The sequence below is a fragment of the Streptomyces sp. 11-1-2 genome (genome assembly GCF_003595545.1).
Taxonomy (GTDB): domain Bacteria; phylum Actinomycetota; class Actinomycetes; order Streptomycetales; family Streptomycetaceae; genus Streptomyces; species Streptomyces hygroscopicus_B.
In genome coordinates this window covers 7062419-7084079 of sequence record NZ_CP022545.1, presented here as the reverse complement: position 1 = coordinate 7084079, position 21661 = coordinate 7062419, and the positions used below count along the sequence as shown (strand labels likewise).

Below are 21661 nucleotides of genomic sequence, written 5' to 3'. Positions count from 1 at the left end.
CGGTCAGTCTGCCTGCCCGCCCGGTCGCGGACTCGCCGCGGACCGGTGCGCGTTCCAGTCGGCGCGGCCGCCCGCGCCCATTACTCCGGTGCCGACGGTGAACTTGGCCCCGCTCCGGCGCCGCAGCTCGCGCCGGGAGATGTGGGCGACGAGGGCGGGGAAGACTGGGCGCAGCGGCTGACACCAGCGCAGCCAGGGCGGCGCGTAGACGCGGGGAGCGCGGCGGACGATGCCGGCGGTGAGCAGGCCGGCCACCCGCGCCGGGGTCTGGACGCGGCGGGCGAACCCGGGCTGGTGTGCGCGCAGGGCTCGCAGCACCGGGTTGTCGTCGATGCCGCCGATCATGTCGGTGCCGGTCCAGTGCAGGTAGGCGACGCCGACGGCGATGCCGTCGGGTTCGAGCTCGCAGCGCAGGGCCTGGGCGAAGGACTCCGCGCCCGACTTGGAGGCGCAGTACGCGCTCATCATGGGCGCGGAGCCGAACGAGGCGGTGGAGGCGACCTGGAGGAAGTAGCCGCGAGTGCGGGTGAGGTGGGGCAGGAAGGCCCTGACGGTGTTGGCGGCGCCGGTCAGGTTGACGTCGACGACCCGCTGCCACAGGCCGGCATCGGTGTCGCGGAAGGGCCCGCTGACGGCGATGCCCGCGTTGGCCACCACGACGTCGGCGGGGCCGAGCCGTGCCTCGACCTCGCGTGCGGCGGCGTCCAGGGCGGCCGGGTCGGTGACGTCCGCCTCGACGCACAGGGTGGGCGCGGGCAGCCCGGCCGCCGCCTCCCGCAGCCTTTCCTCCTCCCGGCCGAGCAGCGCCACCCGTACTCCGGCCTCGGACAGCGCGGCGGCGAGGGCCGCGCCGACGCCGCGGGCGGCTCCGGTGACAACGGCCACGCGTCCGCGCAGCGCTGAGACGCCGGTGTGCGGGCCCGGGCGGCGGGCGATGCCGTGGCGGCCTAGTCCTCGTCCGCTTGTCTTCATGGTCCTCGTCTCCTGCCGACGGGTCTCCCCCTGCGGTTCCTCCGGCGTCCTCGTCTACGCAGGTGCGGGTTCGGTCCGGCGGGACCAGTCCGGTCCCGCGAGGCCGTTCAGTCCGACCGTCCGCGGACGGCGGGTGTCCGCCCCCACATGGCCAGGGCCCTGAGAGCGCGCTCGAAGTCGTCGGAGAGGATCATTCGATACCGCAGCGGGGCGATGTCCCCCTCGACCGGGACGCCGGTGCACGGACGCACCCTCAGTCACCGCCACTCGGCCCGCACCGCCGGCAGTCGCCGCCACTCGGCCCGCACCGCCGCGTCGAACCGCCCAGGTCCCGCCCCCAGTAGCACCAGGTCCGCGGCGGCGGGCGCAGCGGACCGGGCGGCGCGTCCACCAGCACAACGGACGGCGTCCGCAGGCCGGGAACGCGTCCGGCGAGCCGGTGGGCCGGCGACAGCCCGGCGGCGCCCGCCCCCACAACGGCCACGTCCGTCTCCGGCACGGCGCCTCCCTTCCTCGGTCCTGCTTCCGACTCGCGGCGGCGGGGTCCTACGACGGTGATGGGCTCCGCGGGTGATTGCCGTGCCACCGCGTGGCGGATGTCCCCGGCACCCGTTCCCGGATGTCCCGGCCCGGTTTTCCACATTGTGTACCCCGGCGGATGCGGACACCTCCTGACGACGGTGGTGGACGCGCGCGGCGGCCCGGCCTGCGCGGCGGACGACGGCACGGACGCCCTTACCGTCGACGTGTCCTTCAAGGTGGCGGGCCGGCTGGCCGTGCCGGTCCATGCCGTCTTCACCGCGCTCGAACCCCGCACTGTCGTCATGCACATCACCGAGGGCGAGGGCGAGGTGTGGGCTTCGTCGTGGAGACCCACGCCACCCCGCTCGGCCCGGACGAGTCCGGCCACCCCCCGCACACCGCCGTCATCGAGGCGGTGATCGCCTCCTCGGACCGTCCGGGCTTCGCCGCCGCCCGCCGGGCCGCGCCGCTGCCGCGTCCCCTGGTGCGCGCCGCGGCCGGGCGGTTGTGGCGGGACGGCCTGGCCTACGCCGAGCGGCGCCGGCAACTGCGATCGACGGGCCGCTTCCCGGGCTGAGCGGCGTGCAAGGCGCTCCCGAGCCCGGCCCGCTGTGTCCCCGCGACCCGCATCTCAGTCGCGTCCGACCCCGGCCGCCGCGTCCCGCCCGGGAAAACCCGCCCCCTCCAGATCCGCCGGCCGAGCGGCTCCGGATTCCCCCCGGACAGCGCGTACACGGGTCTGCCGCGGGCAGACCCGGTTGCCCCCCCCAGCGCAGGGCGCCGAACTCAGCGCGCAGCGAGATCGTCGTACGCCGCCCTTGGCGGGAAGAAGCAGCCGACCAGCACGGGAAAGGCCAAGAGCCCGCCCCGGAGGGTCGAGCCCTTCTGGCCTGCCTCATCCCATCCCATCTGACCTGCGCATGCGCCAGGTTCAGCGACGTGCTGGAGTTTCACACGTTGAAGCGGAACTCCACCACGTCCCCGTCCTGCATCACGTAGTCCTTGCCCTCCATGCGGGCCTTGCCCGCCGAGCGGGCCTCGGCTACCGAGCCGGTGGCGACGAGGTCCTCGTAGGAGATGACCTCGGCCTTGATGAAGCCCTTCTGGAAGTCGGTGTGGATCACACCGGCCGCCTCGGGGGCCGTGGCGCCCTTCTTGATGGTCCAGGCGCGGGATTCCTTGGGGCCGGCGGTGAGGTAGGTCTGCAGGCCCAGGGTGTCGAAGCCGACGTGGGCGAGGGTGGCGAGGCCGGGTCCCTCCTGGCCTACGGACTGGAGGAGCTCGAGGGCCTCGGCCTCGTCCAGCTCGGCGAGGTCGGCCTCCAGCTTGGCGTTGAGGAAGATCGCCTCGGCGGGGGCGACGAGGGCGCGCTGCTCGGCCTTGAAGGACTCGTCGGTGAGCTCGTCCTCGTCGACGTTGAAGACGTAGAGGAAGGGCTTGGTGGTGAGCAGGTGCAGCTCGTGGAGGAGGGCGGCGCGCTCGCTGCCCTGGACGATGCCGGCGGAGAAGAGGGTGCGGCCCTCGTCGAGGATGGCCTTGGCCTCCTCGACGGCCTTGACCTGGGGCTGCTTGTCCTTCTTGATCCGGGACTCCTTGACCAGGCGCGGCAGCACCTTCTCGATGGTCTGGAGGTCGGCGAGGATCAGCTCGGTGTTGATCGTCTCGATGTCGCTCTTCGGCGAGATCTTGCCGTCGACATGGACGACGTTCTCGTCCTTGAAGGCGCGGATGACCTGGCAGATGGCGTCGGACTCACGGATGTTCGCCAGGAACTTGTTGCCCAGGCCCTCGCCCTCCGAGGCGCCCTTGACGATGCCCGCGATGTCGACGAAGTCGACGGTGGCGGGGAGCTTGCGGGCCGAGCCGAAGATCTCGGCGAGCTTGTCCAGGCGGGGGTCGGGGACGCCGACCACGCCGACGTTGGGCTCGATGGTGGCGAACGGGTAGTTGGCCGCCAGCACGTCGTTCTTGGTCAGGGCGTTGAAAAGGGTCGACTTGCCGACATTCGGCAGACCGACGATTCCGATCGTGAGCGACACGTTGGCGACTTCCCGTAACTTCCCGTGGTCGGGATGTGAGGACAGAGGACGGACCCCGGCGGGGCCGGTCCACCAGTCTACGGGGCCGCCCCCCAACGCCCGGCCGATCACCCGGCCGGGCTGACAATCGGTCGAACACACTGCCAAGGTCCTGCGAAGGGCGTGTCCAAGACCGGATTCCCGCCCTCCGGCCGCCTACGTTGGTCGGGTGGAGCAATACAGCACGCGTACGCCCCGCCGCACGGCGGCCCCGCCGCCCCGCCCGGCCGCGGACGACACGTATTCCGGCCGGAGCCGAGGCACGGGTCAGGGCCGTGGGCGGCCCGGCGGCCCGGTCCGGGCTGCCCGGCCGCCCGCGCGCCGGACGGGGCCGTCCGGTCCGGCCGCGCCGCTGCCCGCCGCGCTGCGGCGGGCCCGGGGGCTCTCGCTCCCGGACGCCCGGCTGACCGGGCTGGGCGCGGGGCTGCTGACCGCGCTCACGATGCTGGGCATCGGCTGCCTGGACGCGCTGCTGTTCTCCGGCTCACCCACCGTGTACAGCGTGCTCTTCCTGCCGGCCTGCGCGGCCTGCGGACTGTGGGTGCGCCCCGCCGATCTGCTGGCGGCGCCGGTGACGGCGCCGCTGGCCTATACGGTCGGGCTGCTGCCGATCAACGACGGTTCAGCCGGGTTCAGCGGACAGGCGGTGGGGGTGTTCACCGCACTGTCGCTGCAGGCCGGCTGGCTCTACACGGGGACGCTGCTGACCGTGGTGATCGTGCTCGTACGGCGGGCCGTGCTGGTCACCCGGCGTCGTCGGCAGCAGCGGCCGCGGCCATCGCGGCACCCACGATCCCCGCATTATTCTGCAGCTGCGCAGGCACGATCTCGGCCCTGACCCCCTCGATCAGCGGCAGGAACTTGTCCGCCTTACGGCTCACCCCGCCGCCCAGCACGAAGAGCTCCGGTGAGAAGAGCATCTCCAGGTGATGGAGGTACTTCTGCACCCGGCGCGCCCAGTGCGACCAGCTGAGCTCGTGATCGTCCTTGACCTTGGTCGAGGCCCGCTTCTCCGCCTCGTGGCCGTCCAGCTCCAGATGGCCCAGCTCGGTGTTGGTCAGCAGATGCCCGTCGGTGAAGAGCGCGCTGCCGATGCCGGTGCCGAGGGTGAGCACGATCACGGTGCCCTTGACGCCGCGGGCGGCGCCGAAGGCCACCTCCGCGACTCCGGCCGCGTCCGCGTCGTTCAGCACTGTGACGGGGCACTCCAGCCGCTCGCCGAGCTGTGACGCCAGATCGGTGCCGATCCAGCTCTTGTCGACATTCGCGGCGGTAAGGGTGACGCCGTTCTTCACCACGCCCGGGAAGGTCACCCCGACCGGCCGCCCGGACAAGTCGAACTGCCGGACGACCTCCACCACACCGTCCAGGACCGCCTCGGGCGTGGACGGCTGCGGGGTGAGCACCTTATGGCGCTCCTCCGCGAGCTCACCCCGGTCCAGGTCCACCGGGGCGCCCTTGATGCCCGAACCGCCGATGTCGATGCCGAACACCCTCGCCGCGGATGCCCCCGTGGCCCCCTGGTCCTGCGTCACCGCTGGGATCCCTCCGCCTCGGCGGCGACCGCCGCGGCCTCCGGCTCACCGACGACCGCCGCGGCCTCCGGCGCACCAACGGACGTCGCGGCCGCTGCCGCCTCCGCCCGCAGATCCCGGCGCAGCTCCTTGGGGAGCGAGAAGGTCAGGGACTCCTGCATCGGCTGGACGACCTCGACATCGCCGAAGCCGCGCTCGGCCAGCCACTCCAGGACGCCCTCGACGAGCACGTCCGGCACGGAGGCGCCCGAGGTCACGCCGACCGTGGTGACGCCCTCCAGCCATGCCTCGTCGATCTCGCTCGCGTAGTCGACCAGATGGCCGTCCTTGGCGCCCGCGCCGATGGCGACCTCCACCAGCCGCACCGAGTTGGAGGAGTTCTTGGAGCCGACCACGATGACCAGGTCGGACTCGGCCGCCACCTGCTTGATGGCGATCTGGCGGTTCTGGGTGGCGTAGCAGATGTCGTCGCTCGGCGGGCTGATGAGCTGCGGGAAGCGCTCCTTGAGCGCGTCCACGGTCTCCATGGTCTCGTCGACCGAGAGGGTGGTCTGGGAGAGCCAGACCACCTTGGACTCGTCGCGCACGTCGACGTTCTTCACATCGTCGGGGCCGTCGACCAGGGTGATGTGGTCCGGGGCCTCACCGCTGGTGCCGATGACCTCCTCATGGCCCTCATGACCGATCAGGAGGATGTCGTAGTCCTCCTTGGCGAACCGGACTGCTTCCTTGTGGACCTTGGTCACCAGGGGACAGGTGGCGTCGATGGTGGCCAGCTTGCGCTCGGCGGCCTCCTCGTGGACCACCGGCGCGACACCGTGCGCCGAGAAGATCACGATGGAGCCCTCGGGCACCTCCTCCGTCTCGTCGACGAAGATGGCGCCCTTTTTCTCCAGGGTCCGGACGACGTACTTGTTGTGGACGATCTCCTTGCGCACATAGATCGGCGCGCCGTACTGCTCCAGGGCCTTCTCGACGGCGATCACGGCACGGTCGACACCGGCACAGTAGCCACGGGGGGCCGCGAGCAGGACCCGGCGGGCGGAGGTTGCAGTCATGTCCCCCATGGTAGGGGCGATGCCCCCGGGGTCTGTCGGTGGTGACCGATACCCTCGCGGTCATGGCTGTCAACACGTCCGCGGAGGCGCCGATCCCGGTCGGCGAGGTGTCCCGGCTGATCGGGAGCTGGATCGACCGGCTCGGCGCGGTGTGGGTCGAGGGGCAGATCACCCAGCTGTCCCGGCGCCCCGGCGCCGGTGTGGTGTTTCTGACCCTGCGCGACCCCAGTTACGACATCTCGCTGACCGTCACCTGCTTCCGCGCCGTCTTCGACAGAATCGCGGACACGGTCACCGAGGGCGCGCGGGTCGTGGTGCACGCCAAGCCGGAGTGGTACGCGCCGCGGGGCCAGCTCTCCCTGCGGGCCGCCGAGATCCGCCCGGTGGGGGTCGGCGAACTGCTCGCGCGGCTCGAGCAGTTGAAGAAGGCGCTGGCGGCGGAGGGGCTGTTCGCGGCCGACCGTAAGAAGCCGCTGCCCTTTCTGCCGCAGCTGATAGGGCTGGTCTGCGGGCGCGCCTCGGCCGCCGAGCGCGATGTGCTGGAGAACGCACGGCTGCGCTGGCCCGCCGTCCGCTTCGAGGTGCGCAATGTGGCCGTGCAGGGGGTGCACGCGGTGCCGCAGGTGATCGAGGCGGTCAAGGAGCTCGACGCGCTGCCGGAAGTGGATGTGATCGTGGTGGCGCGCGGCGGCGGCAGTGTGGAGGATCTGCTGCCGTTCTCCGATGAGCAGCTGGTGCGGGCGGTGGCCGCGTGCCGCACGCCGGTGGTCTCCGCGATCGGCCATGAGCCGGACTCACCACTGCTCGACCTGGTCGCCGATCTGCGCGCCTCCACGCCCACCGACGCGGCGAAGAAGATCGTGCCGGATGTGGGCGAGGAGCTGATGCGCGTCCAGCAGCTTCGGGAGCGCGCGCTGCGCAGTGTGCATGGGCTGCTGGACCGGGAGGAGCGGGGGCTTGCCGCCGCGCTGGCCCGGCCGTGCATGCGGGAGCCGCACCGCATGGTGGACGAGCGCGCGGAGCGGATCACGGCGGTGCTGGAGCGCGCCCGCCGCTGCCTGGGCCATCTGCTGGACCGGGCCGACTCCGAGCTGGCCCACACCCAGGCGCGAGTGGTGGCCCTCTCCCCCGCCGCGACGCTGCGGCGGGGCTATGCGGTGCTGCAGCACCCCGACGGCTCGGTCGTGCGGGCGGCCGACGAGGTCACGGAGGGCGAGGAGCTGCGGGCGCGGGTCGCCGAGGGCGAGTTCCGGGCGCGCGTCGCTGTCGGTCCGGCTGAATAGGGTGAGGGGCATGGCGAAGACGGACGAGCAGGCCCAGCAGGCCGAGCAGAGCGCACCGCGGGCGGAGACCACGCTCGGCTATGAGCAGGCGCGGGACGAGCTGGTCGAGGTGGTCCGCCGCCTGGAGGCGGGCGGCACGAGTCTGGAGGAGTCGCTCGCGCTGTGGGAGCGGGGCGAGGAGCTGGCGAAGGTCTGCCGCCGCTGGCTGGAGGGCGCGCGGGCGCGGCTGGACGCGGCGCTGGCGGACGAGACGGACGCGGACGGGGACGACGAGGGCGCGGAGGGCGCCGGGGGCGCGGGCGCCGCGGAGGGCTGACCGGCGGGTCGGCCGTCGGTCGGCCGCCATCGGTCGGCCGCGTCCACCGACCGCCGACCACCGGGGGTCGTCGATCTCCCGCCGCCGACCGCCGCCCTCGATCAGCCACCCTCGTCGGCCGGCGTCCACCGGCTGCCGTCGACCGGCGGCCCCTCGATCACCCGCCGTCGACCGCCCACCGGACGCCGTCGATCGGCCGCGCGCGATCCCCCACTCTCGACCGGCCGCGCCGGTCTTGGCGCGCTGCGCACTGAGTGATTCGGAGCACCTTCCGTACACTGCGCCAACTTTTTAGTTGAACATTAATCTAAGCGCCGTACAGTAGAAGCCGTCAGCGATATCCCCGCCTATGTAGAGGTTTCTTCCATGGCACTCGTACTCGACCCCGCCGCTCAGGACCTTCTCTTCCGTGAGGCCCGCACCGCGAACACCTTCACCGACGAGCCGGTGACCGAGGAGCAGGTGCAGGCGATCTACGACCTGATCAAGTACGCGCCGACCGCGTTCAACCAGTCGCCGCTGCGCGTCGTGCTGGTCCGTTCCCCCGAGGCCCGTGAGCGCCTGGTCCAGCACATGGCCGAGGGCAACCAGGCCAAGACCTCCACGGCCCCGCTGGTGGCGATCCTCGCCGCGGACAACGAGTTCCACGAGGAGCTGCCCGCGCTCTTCCCGCACTTCCCGCAGGCCAAGGACGTCTTCTTCGCCGAGCGCGCCGCCCGTGAGCAGGCCGCCGGGCTGAACGCCTCGCTGCAGGCCGGTTACTTCATCCTGGGCATCCGCGCCGCCGGGCTCGCCGCCGGCCCGATGACCGGTTTCGACGCCGCCGGGATCCAGAAGGAGTTCCTGGACGAGGACCACACCCCGCTGGTGGTCATCAACATCGGCAAGCCGGGCGAGGACGCCTGGTTCCCCCGTGGCCCGCGCCTGGACTACGACCAGGTCATCACCGCGGTTTGATCGGCCACAGGCCACAGACCACAAAGCACAGGCCACAAACCGAAGGGCGTGGTCCGGACCGCTGGTCCGGGCCACGCCCTTCGGCCGTCGCGCTCAGCCCTTCTTCTCGGTGAGCGCGGCGGCCATCTTCGTCAGCTGCCCGTACGACGCCGTCCCGGTGACCACCGTGGTCACGCCCGGCTCCTGGCGCACCAGCGCGTCGTACTTGTCGCCCTCGTAGCGGACCCACTCCTCGCCGTCGACCCGCTCCGTACGCTTCGTCTCCCGCGCCTGCTGTGTGACCTCTTCCACGAACGGCACGGGCTTGCCGTCGCTCTGCTCGACCGCGATGTACTCCTCGTCCTGGTCGAGGAAGCCGAGGTGCCAGAGCGCGCCGTCCGGCTCGGCTGCCGGGCGGTAGGTCACCGACGTCGCGCGCCAGCCCTTGGGCAGGCTCCCGGGCTCGGGGGCGGCCACCGGGTACGGGGCGGCGCGGCGGGCCGTGTCCAGCTCCACGCGGTAGTCCACCGTCTTCACCCCGGAGCCCTTGGCGCCCTCGTCGTGCGGGATGCCGAAGAGGTAGATGCCCGCCGCGACGACACCGATCGCCGCCAGCGACAGCACCATGTCCCGGACCGTCTCTTTGCCACGCATACCTGCCACGCCCCTATCGTCCCTCATCCGGTCGCCGCACCTTGCAACAGGGCCGTGCTCATGCGTGGGGCTGTCTGCTCACTTAGCCAATCAGCGGATAAGGTCATGAACACCCTCACCCTCCTAGCCCCCTGCGGGAAGGAGGGACCTCCGGTCCGTCGCCGTACAGAAAGGTGCGCTCCGATGACCGAGCATCATCTCCCCTCCCAGCTCGAGGTCAGCCCCGAGGCTCCCGATCGCAACCTCGCCCTGGAACTCGTCCGGGTCACCGAGGCGGGTGCCATGGCCTCCGGCCGCTGGGTGGGCCGCGGCGACAAGAACGGCGCCGACGGCGCCGCCGTGAAGGCCATGCGCTCCCTCGTGCACACCGTCTCGATGAACGGCGTCGTCGTCATCGGAGAGGGGGAGAAGGACGAGGCGCCGATGCTCTTCAACGGCGAGCGCGTGGGCGATGGCACCGGCCCGGAGTGCGACGTGGCCGTGGACCCCGTGGACGGCACCACGCTCACCGCGAAGGGCATGGCCAACGCCGTCTCCGTGCTCGCGGTCGCCGAGCGCGGCACCATGTTCGACCCGTCGGCCGTCTTCTACATGGACAAGCTGGTCACCGGCCCCGACGCCGCCGAGTTCGTCGACATCACGGCGCCCCCCGGCGTGAACATCCGCCGGATCGCCAAGGCCAAGAAGTCCAGCCCCGAGGACGTCACCGTCGTGGTCCTCGACCGGCCCCGCCACGAGGGCATCGTCAAGGAGATCCGGGAGGCGGGCGCCCGGATCAAGTTCATCTCCGACGGCGACGTGGCCGGCGCGATCATGGCCGCGCGCGAGAGCACCGGTGTGGACCTGCTGCTGGGCGTGGGCGGTACGCCGGAGGGCATCATCGCGGCCTGCGCGATCAAGTGCCTCGGCGGCACCATCCAGGCCAAGCTGTGGCCCAAGGACGACGAGGAGCGGCAGCGCGCCGTCGACGCGGGCCACGACCTCGACCAGGTCCTCGAGACCAACGACCTGGTCAGCGGCGACAATGTGTTCTTCGTCGCGACCGGCATCACGGACGGGGATCTGCTGCGCGGGGTGCGGTACCGCGCGGAGACCGCCACCACCCAGTCGCTGGTCATGCGGTCCAAGTCGGGGACCATCCGGCAGATCGACTCCACCCACCGGCTGGCCAAGCTGCGCGCCTACGCCGCCGTCGACTTCGAACGGCCGAGCTGAGCGCGCGACAGCACGTAACGCGGACGGCGCCTGATGCGGACGGCACATAGCGCAGACGGCACATGACAAGGGCCGGGTCCCGCCTCCCGGCGGGGCCCGGCCCAGGTCCCGAAGAGTTCAGCCCGCGGCGGCGACCTGCACCGCGCGCTGCAGCTCCACCTCCCGGCGCCGGCGGCGGGCCAGCACGACCCGGCGCTCGGCCGCGGTCAGCCCGCCCCACACGCCGTACGGCTCGGGCTGCAGCAGTGCGTGCTCCCGGCACTCGACCATGACCGGGCAGCGCGCACAGACGCGCTTGGCGGCCTCTTCCCGCGACAGCCTGGCAGCCGTGGGCTCCTTGGAAGGGGCGAAGAACAGCCCGGCCTCGTCCCGTCGGCACACCGCCTCCGAGTGCCAGGGGCCGGCCTGATCCCGCGCGGGGACGCGCTGCGGGGGCACGGCGGCTTCCAGCAGGGGCTGATGCGGTTGCAGCACGGTCTACTCCTGACGACGGCTCCGGTGGTCACCCTTGCCCGCCTCGAGGTGTACGGCCCCGTGAGCACCCCCATCAGCCGTACGAGAGACGATGCACCAAGCCTTACCCGCTGTGCGCGCGCTTATGCACACCGTTGTCCCACCCGGAACTTCCCCCGCGCATGCTCGTTCTTCAGGGCTTATGCCCGCAGGTTCTTCAGCCGCTTTCCTCGCTTGGGCTTGGCCTCGACACCGCCGAAGACCCCGAACCCGGTGACGTGGATCACCGGTGCGTCGGGGTCCTGTGCCTCGTACGTCCTGACGTCGAAGCCACCGAGGATGCCCGCGCCCGAGCCGCGCAGCGAGACGTTCTCCGGGACCTTGATGTCCACCCCGCCGAAGGCGGCCACGACATTGATGACGATCTCCCGGTGCTCGAACACCGCCTCGGTCAGATCGATTTCGACACCGCCGAAGACCGCCAGGACGTTCGTACGGCGCCTGACCCGCCAGCGGCCCTTGCGCGTCGAACCGCCGAAGACCGCCACCAGGTTCTCCGACTCGGGCACGGTGCGCGCCCAGTCCGTCTCCGCGTCGTGCGCCGGCGCCGAGCCGGCGCCGCGGGCCGGGGCGACGGGCAGATCGCGCACCAGGGGCTCCAGCTCGCCGAGGGTCTTGGCCCGATAGACCGCGTCGATCCGCTCGGCGTGCTCCTCGGGCTGGAGCCGCCCCTCGGCGAGGGCCTCCCGCAGGATGTCCGCGATCCGGTCGCGGTCGGCGTCGGACGCGCGTAGCTCCGCCTCCGCGACGGGCGCGGACGCCGGAGCCGGGGTCGGAGCCGGGGCTGGCGCGGGGGCCGCCGAGGCGGGCGCGGGGGCGGATTTGGTCAGGGGCACGGGCTGCTGCTCATCCACGGACTCAGCGTATCCAGTCGCGATAGATCGCGACTAGGGGACGATCCCTGACGTCTCCCTGATCCTTCCCCTACCGGTCCTCTACCGGTCCTCGCGCCCGCTACTGAGCCTTACCTCACAGGTTCCGTTCCGCTGCCCCGTTCTACGCTTATGAACGCGCTGTCGACGAAGTCAGCCGAAGCCCTGTCGAGTGAGGAACGGCCGCGATGCCAGAGTTTGCCTATTCGGACCTGCTGCCCTTGGGAGCCGACACCACGCCGTACCGCCTGGTGACCTCCGAGGGCGTGAGCACCTTCGAGGCCGATGGGCGCACCTTCCTGAAGGTCGAGCCGGAGGCGCTGCGCAGGCTCGCGGCCGAGGCGATGCACGACATCTCGCACTATCTGCGCCCCGCCCACCTCGCCCAGCTACGCCGCATCCTCGACGACCCGGAGGCCAGCGCCAACGACCGCTTCGTGGCGCTGGACCTGCTGAAGAACGCCAACATCGCGGCCGCCGGGGTGCTCCCGATGTGCCAGGACACCGGCACCGCGATCGTCATGGGCAAGCGCGGGCAGCACGTGCTGACCGAAGGCGGCGACGAGGAGGCCCTGTCGCGGGGCGTCTTCGACGCGTACACCAAGCTCAATCTGCGCTACTCCCAGATGGCCCCGCTGACCATGTGGGAGGAGAAGAACACCGGCTCCAACCTGCCCGCGCAGATCGAGCTGTACGCGACCGACGGCGGCGCCTACAAGTTCCTCTTCATGGCCAAGGGCGGCGGCTCGGCCAACAAGTCCTTCCTCTACCAGGAGACGAAGGCTGTGCTGAACGAGGCATCGATGATGAAGTTCCTGGAGGAGAAGATCCGCTCGCTGGGTACGGCCGCCTGCCCGCCGTACCACCTGGCGATCGTGGTCGGCGGCACCAGCGCCGAGTACGCGCTCAAGACCGCCAAGTACGCCTCCGCGCACTACCTGGACGAGCTGCCCGCCGAGGGCTCCCCGACCGGCCACGGCTTCCGCGACAAGGAGCTGGAGGAGAAGGTCTTCGAGCTGACGCAGAAGATCGGGATCGGCGCGCAGTTCGGCGGCAAGTACTTCTGCCATGACGTCCGGGTCGTCCGGCTGCCGCGCCACGGCGCCTCCTGCCCGGTCGCGATCGCCGTCTCGTGCTCCGCCGACCGCCAGGCGCTCGCCAAGATCACGCCGGAGGGCGTCTTCCTGGAGCAGCTGGAGACCGACCCGGCGCGCTTCCTGCCGGAGACGACGGACGAGGAGCTGACCAAGGGCGCGGGCCCGGACCTGGACGCGGTCGCCATCGACCTCAACCGGCCGATGGACGACGTCCTGGCCGAGCTGACCAGGCACCCGGTCAAGACCCGGCTCTCGCTCACCGGCACGCTGGTCGTCGCCCGGGACATCGCGCACGCGAAGATCAAGGAGCGGCTGGACGCGGGCGAGGAGATGCCCGAGTACCTGAAGAACCACCCGGTCTACTACGCGGGCCCGGCCAAGACCCCCGAGGGCTACGCCTCCGGTTCGTTCGGCCCGACGACCGCGGGCCGGATGGACGCGTACGTCGAGCAGTTCCAGGCGGCGGGCGGCTCGAAGGTCATGCTGGCCAAGGGCAACCGCTCGAAGCAGGTCACCGACGCGTGTGCCGCGCACGGCGGCTTCTACCTGGGCTCGATCGGCGGTCCGGCGGCGCGGCTGGCCCAGGACTGCATCAAGAAGGTCGAGGTCCTGGAGTACGAGGAGCTGGGCATGGAGGCGGTCTGGAGGATCGAGGTCGAGGACTTCCCGGCGTTCATCGTGGTGGACGACAAGGGGAACGACTTCTTCCAGGACCCGGCGCCGCAGCCGACGTTCACGAGCATTCCGGTGCGGGGGCCGGGGGTGGCGTAACGCCTGCGGGGCGGCGGGGGCGTGGATGCGCCCCCGCCGCCCTTACCCGTCCCATCCGAGGGGCCGCGCCCCCAGGCCCCCGACCGGCCCGGGGTGGGCCTTGTCCTCAAACGCCGGACGGGCTGGATTAGCCGGGACCGGTCCTGTCCTCAAACGCCGGACGGGCTGGATTTGCCGGGCCTGGGCTGGGATAGGGGCCTGGGCGGGCCTTGTCCGCAAAGGCCCGTCAGCCCCTCAGTGCCGCCTCGAAGGCGCCGGGGCGCTGGATGACACCGCTGCAGCGGGTGTTCGGGACGACGTTCTCGGCCGTCTCGGGGCCCGCGGCACCGGCCGTGGGGGCGGCGGGGGTGGCGGGGGTGGCGGACTGGGTCATATCCGGGGTGCACGGCTGGTCGCGTTCGGCGGACCACATCGACAGCCGCCCGATCCCCTTGTCCGCGGCGAACCGCGCCAGCCCGGACGCGTCCTCCAGTGTGAAGGTCTCGCCGGTGACGTCGTTGACCCCGATCATCGGCGTCACGGCGAGCACCTTCCAGGCGGCGGCGTCGGACATGCCGAGCACCTCGCGGATCCGGGCCTGCGCGGCGGTGGCCGCCTGGACGGCATAGTCGCCCATGTCGCCCGTATGGTCCCCGCTGTAGTTCATCGCCATGATGTTGACGGTCGAGAGGATGACCCCCTCCTGTTTGGCGGCCTCCAACTGGGCGACGCTCTCTGCGGTCAGCCCGTCGGGCATGGCGGGCAGGGTGAAGGAGATGTTCAGGCCCTCGTGGGTGCGCTGGATCAGCGCGAGCGCCTGGGCGCGGCGGGCCGCCGCCTCGGTGTCGGCGAGCGCCTCGCCCTCGAGGTCGAAGTCGATCCGGCGCGCCTGGTATCGCTCGATCACCTCGGCGTAGGCGGAGGCGAGTTCGGGGACGTCGGTGCAGGCGGTGGCGAGCTCGGTGCCCTCGGCGCCGCCGAAGGAGATCCGTACGTCGCCGCCCGCCCGGCGGACGCCCTCGACCCGGGCCTCCAGCGCCTGGTCGTCGAGCGAGGTGCCGCCGTCCCACGCCGGAGTGCAGCCGTCGCCCGCGACGACGAAGCCCATGGTGAACTCCTTGACTCCGCGCGCGGCCGCGGCGGCCATGTCGTACGCCGAGTCCGACCAGGCGTTGACGTACGGCACGAACTCGGCGGGTGGCCGTGCCGCGGGGGGCTGCGACACCTGCGGCGGTGAGGGCGCGGCGTGCGGCTCGGGCGACTGTTTGTGGTGTCCCGCCCATACGGCGATGGTGGCGCAGACCACCGCGCCGGCCACGGCGATTCCGCTCATGCGGGGGCTGGCCCTCATGGCTCTGGCTCCTTCTTGCGGTCCGGTACGAGGCGCCGGGGGCTGGGCCGCCCGTGCCGTTCTCCTCGCCAAACCTCGCATATTCGGTGAAGCCTACTGAACTATGACACACCGCATGTTTGACTTATATGTCGCATGTCGTATTTTCTGCATTAACCTCTTCCGTATGGATCCTCAGTCAGATGTGGCCGAGCGCGCGCCTTCGCGTCCCCTCCGCGCTGACGTGGCCCGGAAGGGGCCCGTGTTCGTGGACCTCTCCGGGCGCCGTGGCCGACTCGTACGACATGTGGGCGTAGTCGCGGGGGCCGCCTGCCTCGGCTATTCGGCGGTCCTGGGGTTGGGCTACGCGGGCGGTACGCCATTCGCGCCGCAGACGCTGATCCCCGGGCATCCCGTCGCCACCGAGGCGTTCGGCCGGGAGCCGAAGCACACCCCGGAGGGACGTTCGGGGCCCTCCGGATCGCATGAACGGCCCGACGACGAGTACGAGTACGCGCCGACCCACCGTCAGCATCAGCGCCACCGGCACGACTCCGAGCGCCCGGAGCCCCAGTACGCCCGGGAGCCCGTCGCCCTTCCCCCCGTCACCACCCGGCCGCGGCCCGCGCCCCCGCAGCCCGCCCCGCCCAAGGCCCACCGCGCGGCGAAGCGGCATTCCCCCGCCCACCCCCGCCCCGGCGCCCGCGAGTCCGCCGAGGGACACCGGGCCGCGGGGCACCGCAAGCACACCCACGCGCCCTCGCATCCGGCCGCCCACCCGCTCGCCAAGCACCCCGCGGACGCGTCGCACACCCCGCCGAAGAAGCACTCCGGCGCCGCCAAGCCACCGGCCAAGGGATCCGGCCACTCGCAAGCTCCCGGCCGCATCACGAAGCCCGGCCACGCCAAGTCCCCCCAGAAGCCCCAGACCCAGAAGCCCCCGCAGGCCAACCCGCCCAAGCCCCCGAAAGGCCCCCAGGGGCCCGCCGGAGGCGGCGCCCCGGCCGATGGGCCGGGCGCCCCCGAGGCCGACGGCGAGGAGTCATGAGCGGCGGCAGACCGCCGAGGCTGCCCCGGCCGCGCCGCCGACCCCCCGCGCCCCGTCAGGACGGCGCGCCCCGCACGGTGTTCCGGCTGACCGGCTCCGGGCGCCGCGCCGCGAGGCTCACGGGCAGGCTCCGGTTCACGGGCAGGCTCCGCACCCCCAAGCCGGCCAAAGCTGACGGCCACCCTCCCAAGCTCCGTACCGTCAAGCTGCGAAAGCTCCGCACCCGCACCCGGATGGTGCTCGCCCTCGCGACCCTGCTCGCGCTGGTGTGCACCCTGCTGCTGGACGGCTATCTGCACGCCGAGGTCGGCAACGACGCCCGGGTGTACCGCTCGCACGCCTCGCGCACCGTCCCCGACCGCCTGCGCAAGGGCGGGCCGGTGATCACCTTCGACCGGAAGGGGAAGGCCACCGAGCACGCCATCCCGTCCAAGACCATCGCGCTGACCTTCGACGACGGCCCGGACCCCCGCTGGACCCCGGAGATCCTCGACGTACTGCGCCGCCACAAGGTGCGGGGCACCTTCTTCGTGCTGGGTCAGATGGTGGTCCGCCATCCGGAGCTGGTCCGCCGGATGCGGGCCGCGGGCCATGAGGTCGGGGTGCACACCTTCTCCCATGTCGACCTGTCCTACCAGGACAAGGGGCGCATGGACCGCGAACTGGCCCAGTCCCAGCTCGCCCTGGCCGGTGCGGCGGGCATCACCAGCTCGCTCTTCCGGGCGCCGTACGCCTCCAAGGTCCGCGCGCTGGACGACCGCACCTGGCCGGTGCAGCAGCACATCGGGTCCAAGGGCTACATCAGCGCGTTCGTGGACACCGACAGCGAGGACTGGCAGCGGCCCCCGGTCAAGGAGATCATCCAGAACGCCACTCCCGAGGGCAAAAAGGGCGCGTCCGTGCTCTTCCACGACGCGGGCGGCAACCGCGCGCGGACCGTGACGGCCCTGGGGCTGTACATCGAGCGGATGCAGCAGAAGGGCTACTCCTTCACCACCGTCACCGGTGCGCTCGGCGCCCACAGCGCCAACCACCCGGCGCACACCCTCCCGGTCTGGGAGGGCCGGGCGCTGATCTGGGCCGCCGCGTTCACCCACAGCGCGCTGCCCGCGCTGATGGCGCTGCTGGGGCTGGTGGGCTTCTCGGTGATCGGGCGGCTGCTGCTGATGGTGGTCCTCGCCTGGTGGCACCGGCGCTCGCGGGAGCGGCGGCGCTGGAGCCGGGTGCAGGAGGTGACCGATCCGGTGAGCGTGATCGTGCCCGCGTACAACGAGAAGGAGTGCATCGCCAACACCCTGAGGTCGCTGTCCGCCTCCACCCACCCGATCGAGATCCTGGTCGTGGACGACGGCTCCACCGACGGCACGGCCGATATCGCCGAGGCGATGGGGCTGCCCAACGTACGGGTGCTGCGCCAGGCCAACGCGGGCAAGCCCGCCGCGCTCAACCGGGGCATCGCCCACGCCGGCCACGAGCTGATCGTGATGATGGACGGCGACACCGTCTTCGAGCCCACCACCATCCGTGAGCTGGTCCGCCCGTTCGCCGACTCGCGGGTGGGCGCGGTCGCGGGCAACGCCAAGGTGGGCAACCGGGGCAAGCTGATCGGCGCCTGGCAGCACATCGAGTATGTGATGGGCTTCAACCTCGACCGGCGAATGTACGACCTGCTGCGCTGCATGCCCACCATCCCCGGCGCGATCGGCGCCTTCCGCCGCCGGGCGCTGCTGGAGGCCGGGGGCATGAGCGCGGACACCCTGGCCGAGGACACCGACATCACCATCGCCCTGCACCGGGCCGGGTGGCAGGTGGTCTACCAGGAGCACGCCCGCGCCTGGACCGAGGCGCCCAGCTCGCTGGGCCAGTTGTGGAAGCAGCGCTACCGCTGGAGTTACGGCACCATGCAGGCGCTGTGGAAGCACCGCCGCTCGCTGATCGACCGGGGGCCCTCGGGGCGGTTCGGCCGGGTGGGGATGCCGCTGGTGGTGCTCTTCCAGATCCTCACCCCGCTGTGCGCGCCGCTGATCGACCTCTTCACCCTCTACGGGGTGATCTTCCTGGACCCGGTGCGCTCGCTGCTGGCCTGGGGCGCGCTGCTGCTGGTGCAGCTGCTGGGCGCGGCGTACGCGTTCCGGCTGGACCGGGAGGACTACCGGGCACTGGCCGTACTGCCGCTGCAGCAGATCGCCTACCGTCAGTTGATGTATCTGGTGCTGCTGCACTCCTGTGTCACCGCGGCGACCGGCGCCCTGCTGCCGTGGCAGAAGCTCAAGCGCACCGGCGAGGTGGACACTCCCCGTGCGCCGGAGGCCGTACGGTGACCGGGGTCACTCATTCGGCACGGCGGGCGCGGGAACACGGGGTGGCGTGATGACGCTGTGCTGAACGGAGGTGTCCCCATGACCGACGAGAGCCACCGCGACGACAGCCCCCAGGAGGGCTACCGCATCGAGCACGACTCGATGGGAGAGGTCAGGGTCCCGGCGCACGCCAAGTGGCGCGCCCAGACCCAGCGGGCGGTGGAGAACTTTCCCGTCAGCGGGCAGCGGCTGGAGCGGGCGCATATCGAGGCGCTGGCCCGGATCAAGGGCGCGGCCGCGCTGGTCAACGCGGATCTGGGCGTGGTGGACAAGGACATCGCGGGGGCGATCGCGGAGGTGGCGGCCCAGGTCGCCGAGGGGCGCTGGGACGATCACTTCCCGGTGGACGTCTTCCAGACCGGCTCCGGCACCTCGTCCAATATGAACACCAATGAGGTGCTGGCCACCCTCGCGACCGAGCGCCTGGGCCGCCCGGTGCACCCCAACGACCATGTCAACGCCAGCCAGTCCTCCAACGACGTCTTCCCCTCGTCGATCCACATCGCGGCCACCGCGGCCGTCACCCGCGATCTGATCCCGGCCCTGGCCCATCTGGCGGAGGCGCTGGAGCGCAAGGCGGCCGAGTTCGCGGAGGTGGTCAAGGCGGGGCGCACCCATCTGATGGACGCCACCCCGGTGACCCTGGGCCAGGAGTTCGGCGGCTACGCGGCCCAGGTGCGGTACGGGATCGAGCGGCTGCGCGCCGCGCTCCCCCGGCTGGCCGAGCTGCCGCTGGGCGGTACGGCGGTGGGCACCGGGATCAACACCCCGCCCGGGTTCGCCGCCGCCGTCATCGCCGAGCTGGCCCGCACCACCGGGCTGCCGCTGACCGAGGCCCGGGATCACTTCGAGGCGCAGGGCGCGCGGGACGGGCTGGTCGAGACGTCCGGGCAGCTGCGGACGATCGCGGTCGGCCTCACCAAGATCTCCAACGATCTGCGCTGGATGGCGTCGGGCCCCCGCACCGGGCTCGCCGAGATCGCGCTGCCCGATCTGCAGCCCGGCTCCTCGATCATGCCGGGGAAGGTCAACCCGGTGATCCCCGAGGCCACGCTGATGGTCGCGGCGCAGGTCACCGGCAATGACACCACCGTCGCCATGGCCGGGGCCGCCGGGAACTTCGAGCTCAATGTGATGCTCCCGGTGATCGCCAAGAATCTGCTGGAGTCGATCCGGCTGCTGACCAATGTCTCCCGGCTGCTCGCGGACCGCACGATCGACGGGATCACCGCCAACGCCGAGCGGGCCCGGGAGTACGCGGAGTCCTCGCCGTCCATCGTCACCCCGCTCAACCGCTACCTCGGCTACGAGGAGGCGGCGAAGGTGGCCAAGCGGTCGCTGGCGGAGCGCAAGACCATCCGGGCGGTGGTGCTGGAGTCCGGCTATGTGGAGCGCGGGCTGCTGACCGTGGAGCAGCTCGACGAGGCGCTCGACGTGCTGCGCATGACGCATCCTTAGCCGGGCGTTGGCCACCGGTTGCGGCATAGGTCACGGCATCGCGGCCCCTGCGCACCTAAGATCTGCTCATGACAGCGGACATCGCGGAGACAACGGGGACGGCGGACATCGCCCGGTGGGCACCGGGTGACCATATCCTGTGGCGCTATCGGGCCAACGCCTCCGAGCTCATCCACATCTGCCGTCCCGTGACCGTCGTCGAGGACACCGCCGAGCTGCTCGCCGTCTGGCTCGCCCCCGGCACCGCCTGCGTCAAACCGCAGCTCACCGACGGCACCTCGGTGCACCACGAGCCGCTGTCCACCCGTTACACCAAGCCGCGGACCACCGCCCTGTCCCAGTGGTTCGGCACCGGGGTGCTGAAGCTGGCGCGGCCCGGTGAGCCGTGGTCGGTGTGGCTGTTCTGGGACCAGGGCTGGCAGTTCAAGAACTGGTACGTGAACCTGGAGGAGCCGCTGGTCCGCCGGGCCCGCGGGGTGGACTCCGAGGACCACTTCCTGGACATCGCGGTCTACCCCGACCACAGCTGGGAATGGAAGGACGAGGACGAGTTCGCGCAGGCGCAGCGGGCCGGGCTGATGGGCCCCGAGCAGGCGGAGCGGGTCCGGACCGCGGGCCGGGCGGCCGTGGCGGCCATCGAGTCCTGGGGAGCGCCGTTCCGGGACGGGTGGGAGGACTGGCGGCCCGACCCCGCATGGTCCGTGCCCGCCCTTCCGGCGGACTGGGGCCGTACGGACAAGAAGCACACCTCGGCACACTCGAGGTCATGAACCTCTTGTCGTGTCCCAGTGTTTCAAACGTAGGATCGTCGTCCGGAACACTGCCCATGCGGGACACCAGACGCCAGCGCAAGTCACGGGCGATGCGCAAGATCTGACGTATTGTCACAGGAGGGGGCGGAGTCGTGAGCGGTGAGGACGCGTGCAGGGACGGTTACGAGGGCTACGAGGACTTCGACCGCCTCGCACTGGACCGCAGCGGTCAGGCGGACGCCTTCGACACCATCGGCGACCGCTATGACGAGGCCTTTCCGTACAAGGAGGGCCAGATCGCGGCCGGTCAGTGGCTGGCCGAATCGCTGCCGCCCGGCTCCCGGGTGCTCGACGTCGGCTGCGGTACGGGCCTGCCCACGACCCGTCAGCTTGTCGACGCGGGGCACGAGGTGGTCGGGATCGACATCTCCCCCGGGATGCTCAAGCTGGCCCAGGACAATGTGCCGGAGGCCACCTTCCACCATGTGGACATCGTCGATCTGCGGGTGGGCGGCCGGTACGGCCCGGGAGGCCCCCGGGAGCTCGGCCCCTTCGACGGCATCGCCGGCTACTTCACACTGCTGCTGCTGCCCCGCCCGGAGATCCCGTACGCACTGCGGACCCTGCACGCGGTGCTCAGACCCGAGGGGCTGCTGGGGCTGGGCATGGTGGAGGCGGACATCGACGACTTCCCCATCCCGTTCCTCGGCAACTCGGTCCGGGTATCCGGTTATCTGCGGGACGAGCTGCGCCAGGTCGTACGCGAAGCGGGCTTCGAGATCGCCGGGGAGGACTCACACGCGTACGCCCCGGCCAGCACGGACGTACCACCCGAGATCCAGCTCTATCTGAACTGCCGACGACGTGCCTGACACTCGGTGCGCCCACGACCTGCGGGCGCACGGCCCCGGA

19 protein-coding genes and 2 pseudogenes are annotated in these 21661 nt (G+C 71.5%); 12 read left to right on the top strand and 9 right to left on the bottom strand.

What is annotated here, in order from left to right:
* Positions 1–3: 3 nt before the first annotated feature.
* Entirely contained in the window at positions 4–972 is a 969-nt protein-coding gene (locus CGL27_RS30465) for an SDR family oxidoreductase (protein WP_240450695.1), read from the bottom strand.
* Positions 973–1142: 170 nt separating this feature from the next.
* Positions 1143–1471: pseudogene (locus tag CGL27_RS30460) on the bottom strand (lycopene cyclase family protein); the annotation flags it as partial.
* Between the two features lie 229 nt (positions 1472–1700).
* On the opposite strand from CGL27_RS30460, the pseudogene CGL27_RS30455 reads away from it, so the two are divergent.
* A pseudogene (locus tag CGL27_RS30455) lies at positions 1701–2071 on the top strand (DUF5914 domain-containing protein); the annotation flags it as partial.
* A 373-nt stretch (positions 2072–2444) separates the two neighbouring features.
* Here the strand turns inward: CGL27_RS30455 and ychF are convergent.
* A complete protein-coding gene (ychF, locus tag CGL27_RS30450; protein WP_119991322.1) occupies positions 2445–3533 on the bottom strand; it encodes a redox-regulated ATPase YchF in 1089 nt (362 codons plus the stop codon).
* 208 nt (positions 3534–3741) lie between these two features.
* On the opposite strand from ychF, the gene CGL27_RS30445 reads away from it, so the two are divergent.
* Entirely contained in the window at positions 3742–4410 is a 669-nt protein-coding gene (locus tag CGL27_RS30445; RefSeq protein ID WP_119991321.1) for a DUF6542 domain-containing protein, read from the top strand.
* Here CGL27_RS30445 and CGL27_RS30440 read toward each other — a convergent pair.
* Together CGL27_RS30440 and CGL27_RS30435 are read right to left on the bottom strand one after the other, a co-directional pair.
* The gene (locus tag CGL27_RS30440) at positions 4316–5107 is read right to left on the bottom strand and encodes a polyphosphate--glucose phosphotransferase (protein ID WP_240450694.1); all 792 of its coding nucleotides are present in this window, start codon (positions 5105–5107) and stop codon (positions 4316–4318) included. The two genes, CGL27_RS30445 and CGL27_RS30440, sit on opposite strands and share 95 nt — an antisense overlap.
* Positions 5104–6174, bottom strand: coding sequence for a 4-hydroxy-3-methylbut-2-enyl diphosphate reductase (locus CGL27_RS30435; RefSeq protein ID WP_119991320.1), 1071 nt, complete (start codon positions 6172–6174; stop codon positions 5104–5106). The genes CGL27_RS30440 and CGL27_RS30435 overlap by 4 nt, the downstream gene beginning before the upstream one ends.
* A 53-nt stretch (positions 6175–6227) precedes the next feature.
* On the opposite strand from CGL27_RS30435, the gene xseA reads away from it, so the two are divergent.
* The 3 genes from xseA (at position 6228) to CGL27_RS30420 (ending at position 8721) form a co-directional block, all read left to right on the top strand.
* Positions 6228–7448, top strand: coding sequence for an exodeoxyribonuclease VII large subunit (gene xseA, locus CGL27_RS30430; RefSeq protein WP_043237979.1), 1221 nt, complete (start codon positions 6228–6230; stop codon positions 7446–7448).
* Between the two features lie 10 nt (positions 7449–7458).
* Positions 7459–7764, top strand: a complete 306-nt coding sequence (locus CGL27_RS30425) for an exodeoxyribonuclease VII small subunit (RefSeq protein ID WP_119991319.1) — start codon at positions 7459–7461, stop codon at positions 7762–7764.
* A gap of 366 nt (positions 7765–8130) precedes the next feature.
* The gene (locus tag CGL27_RS30420; protein ID WP_119991318.1) at positions 8131–8721 is read left to right on the top strand and encodes a malonic semialdehyde reductase; all 591 of its coding nucleotides are present in this window, start codon (positions 8131–8133) and stop codon (positions 8719–8721) included.
* 93 nt (positions 8722–8814) lie between these two features.
* Here the strand turns inward: CGL27_RS30420 and CGL27_RS30415 are convergent, their stop codons facing one another.
* On the bottom strand, positions 8815–9354 hold the full coding sequence (locus tag CGL27_RS30415; protein WP_078643301.1) for a DUF4245 domain-containing protein: 540 nt from the start codon (positions 9352–9354) through the stop codon (positions 8815–8817).
* A 183-nt stretch (positions 9355–9537) separates the two neighbouring features.
* On the opposite strand from CGL27_RS30415, the gene glpX reads away from it, so the two are divergent.
* Positions 9538–10569 carry a class II fructose-bisphosphatase gene (gene glpX / locus CGL27_RS30410; RefSeq protein ID WP_119991317.1) on the top strand — a complete coding sequence of 344 codons (1032 nt, stop codon included), beginning with the start codon at positions 9538–9540 and terminating at the stop codon, positions 10567–10569.
* Between the two features lie 117 nt (positions 10570–10686).
* Here glpX and CGL27_RS30405 read toward each other — a convergent pair whose 3' ends face one another.
* A complete protein-coding gene (locus CGL27_RS30405; protein WP_078643299.1) occupies positions 10687–11043 on the bottom strand; it encodes a WhiB family transcriptional regulator in 357 nt (118 codons plus the stop codon).
* Between the two features lie 179 nt (positions 11044–11222).
* Positions 11223–11936: a DUF1707 domain-containing protein gene (locus CGL27_RS30400; RefSeq protein WP_240450693.1), complete on the bottom strand. Its 714-nt coding sequence runs from the start codon at positions 11934–11936 to the stop codon at positions 11223–11225.
* A gap of 206 nt (positions 11937–12142) precedes the next feature.
* Here CGL27_RS30400 and CGL27_RS30395 point away from each other — a divergent pair, with 206 nt between their 5' ends.
* The gene (locus tag CGL27_RS30395; protein ID WP_119991316.1) at positions 12143–13822 is read left to right on the top strand and encodes a fumarate hydratase; all 1680 of its coding nucleotides are present in this window, start codon (positions 12143–12145) and stop codon (positions 13820–13822) included.
* Positions 13823–14048: 226 nt separating this feature from the next.
* Here CGL27_RS30395 and CGL27_RS30390 read toward each other — a convergent pair whose 3' ends face one another.
* Positions 14049–15152, bottom strand: coding sequence for a chitinase (locus tag CGL27_RS30390; RefSeq protein WP_119991315.1), 1104 nt, complete (start codon positions 15150–15152; stop codon positions 14049–14051).
* Between the two features lie 166 nt (positions 15153–15318).
* On the opposite strand from CGL27_RS30390, the gene CGL27_RS30385 reads away from it, so the two are divergent.
* From CGL27_RS30385 to CGL27_RS30365, 5 genes are all read left to right on the top strand, one after another.
* Entirely contained in the window at positions 15319–16179 is an 861-nt protein-coding gene (locus CGL27_RS30385; protein ID WP_162953102.1) for a hypothetical protein, read from the top strand.
* A complete protein-coding gene (locus tag CGL27_RS30380; protein ID WP_119991313.1) occupies positions 16176–18500 on the top strand; it encodes a bifunctional polysaccharide deacetylase/glycosyltransferase family 2 protein in 2325 nt (774 codons plus the stop codon). Before CGL27_RS30385 ends, CGL27_RS30380 begins: the two co-directional genes overlap by 4 nt.
* Before the next feature lie 78 nt (positions 18501–18578).
* A complete protein-coding gene (locus tag CGL27_RS30375) occupies positions 18579–19997 on the top strand; it encodes a class II fumarate hydratase (protein WP_119991312.1) in 1419 nt (472 codons plus the stop codon).
* A gap of 68 nt (positions 19998–20065) precedes the next feature.
* A complete protein-coding gene (locus tag CGL27_RS30370) occupies positions 20066–20767 on the top strand; it encodes a DUF402 domain-containing protein (RefSeq protein WP_078643289.1) in 702 nt (233 codons plus the stop codon).
* 134 nt (positions 20768–20901) lie between these two features.
* The gene (locus tag CGL27_RS30365) at positions 20902–21621 is read left to right on the top strand and encodes a class I SAM-dependent methyltransferase (protein WP_119991311.1); all 720 of its coding nucleotides are present in this window, start codon (positions 20902–20904) and stop codon (positions 21619–21621) included.
* The last annotated feature ends 40 nt before the right edge of the window (positions 21622–21661 follow it).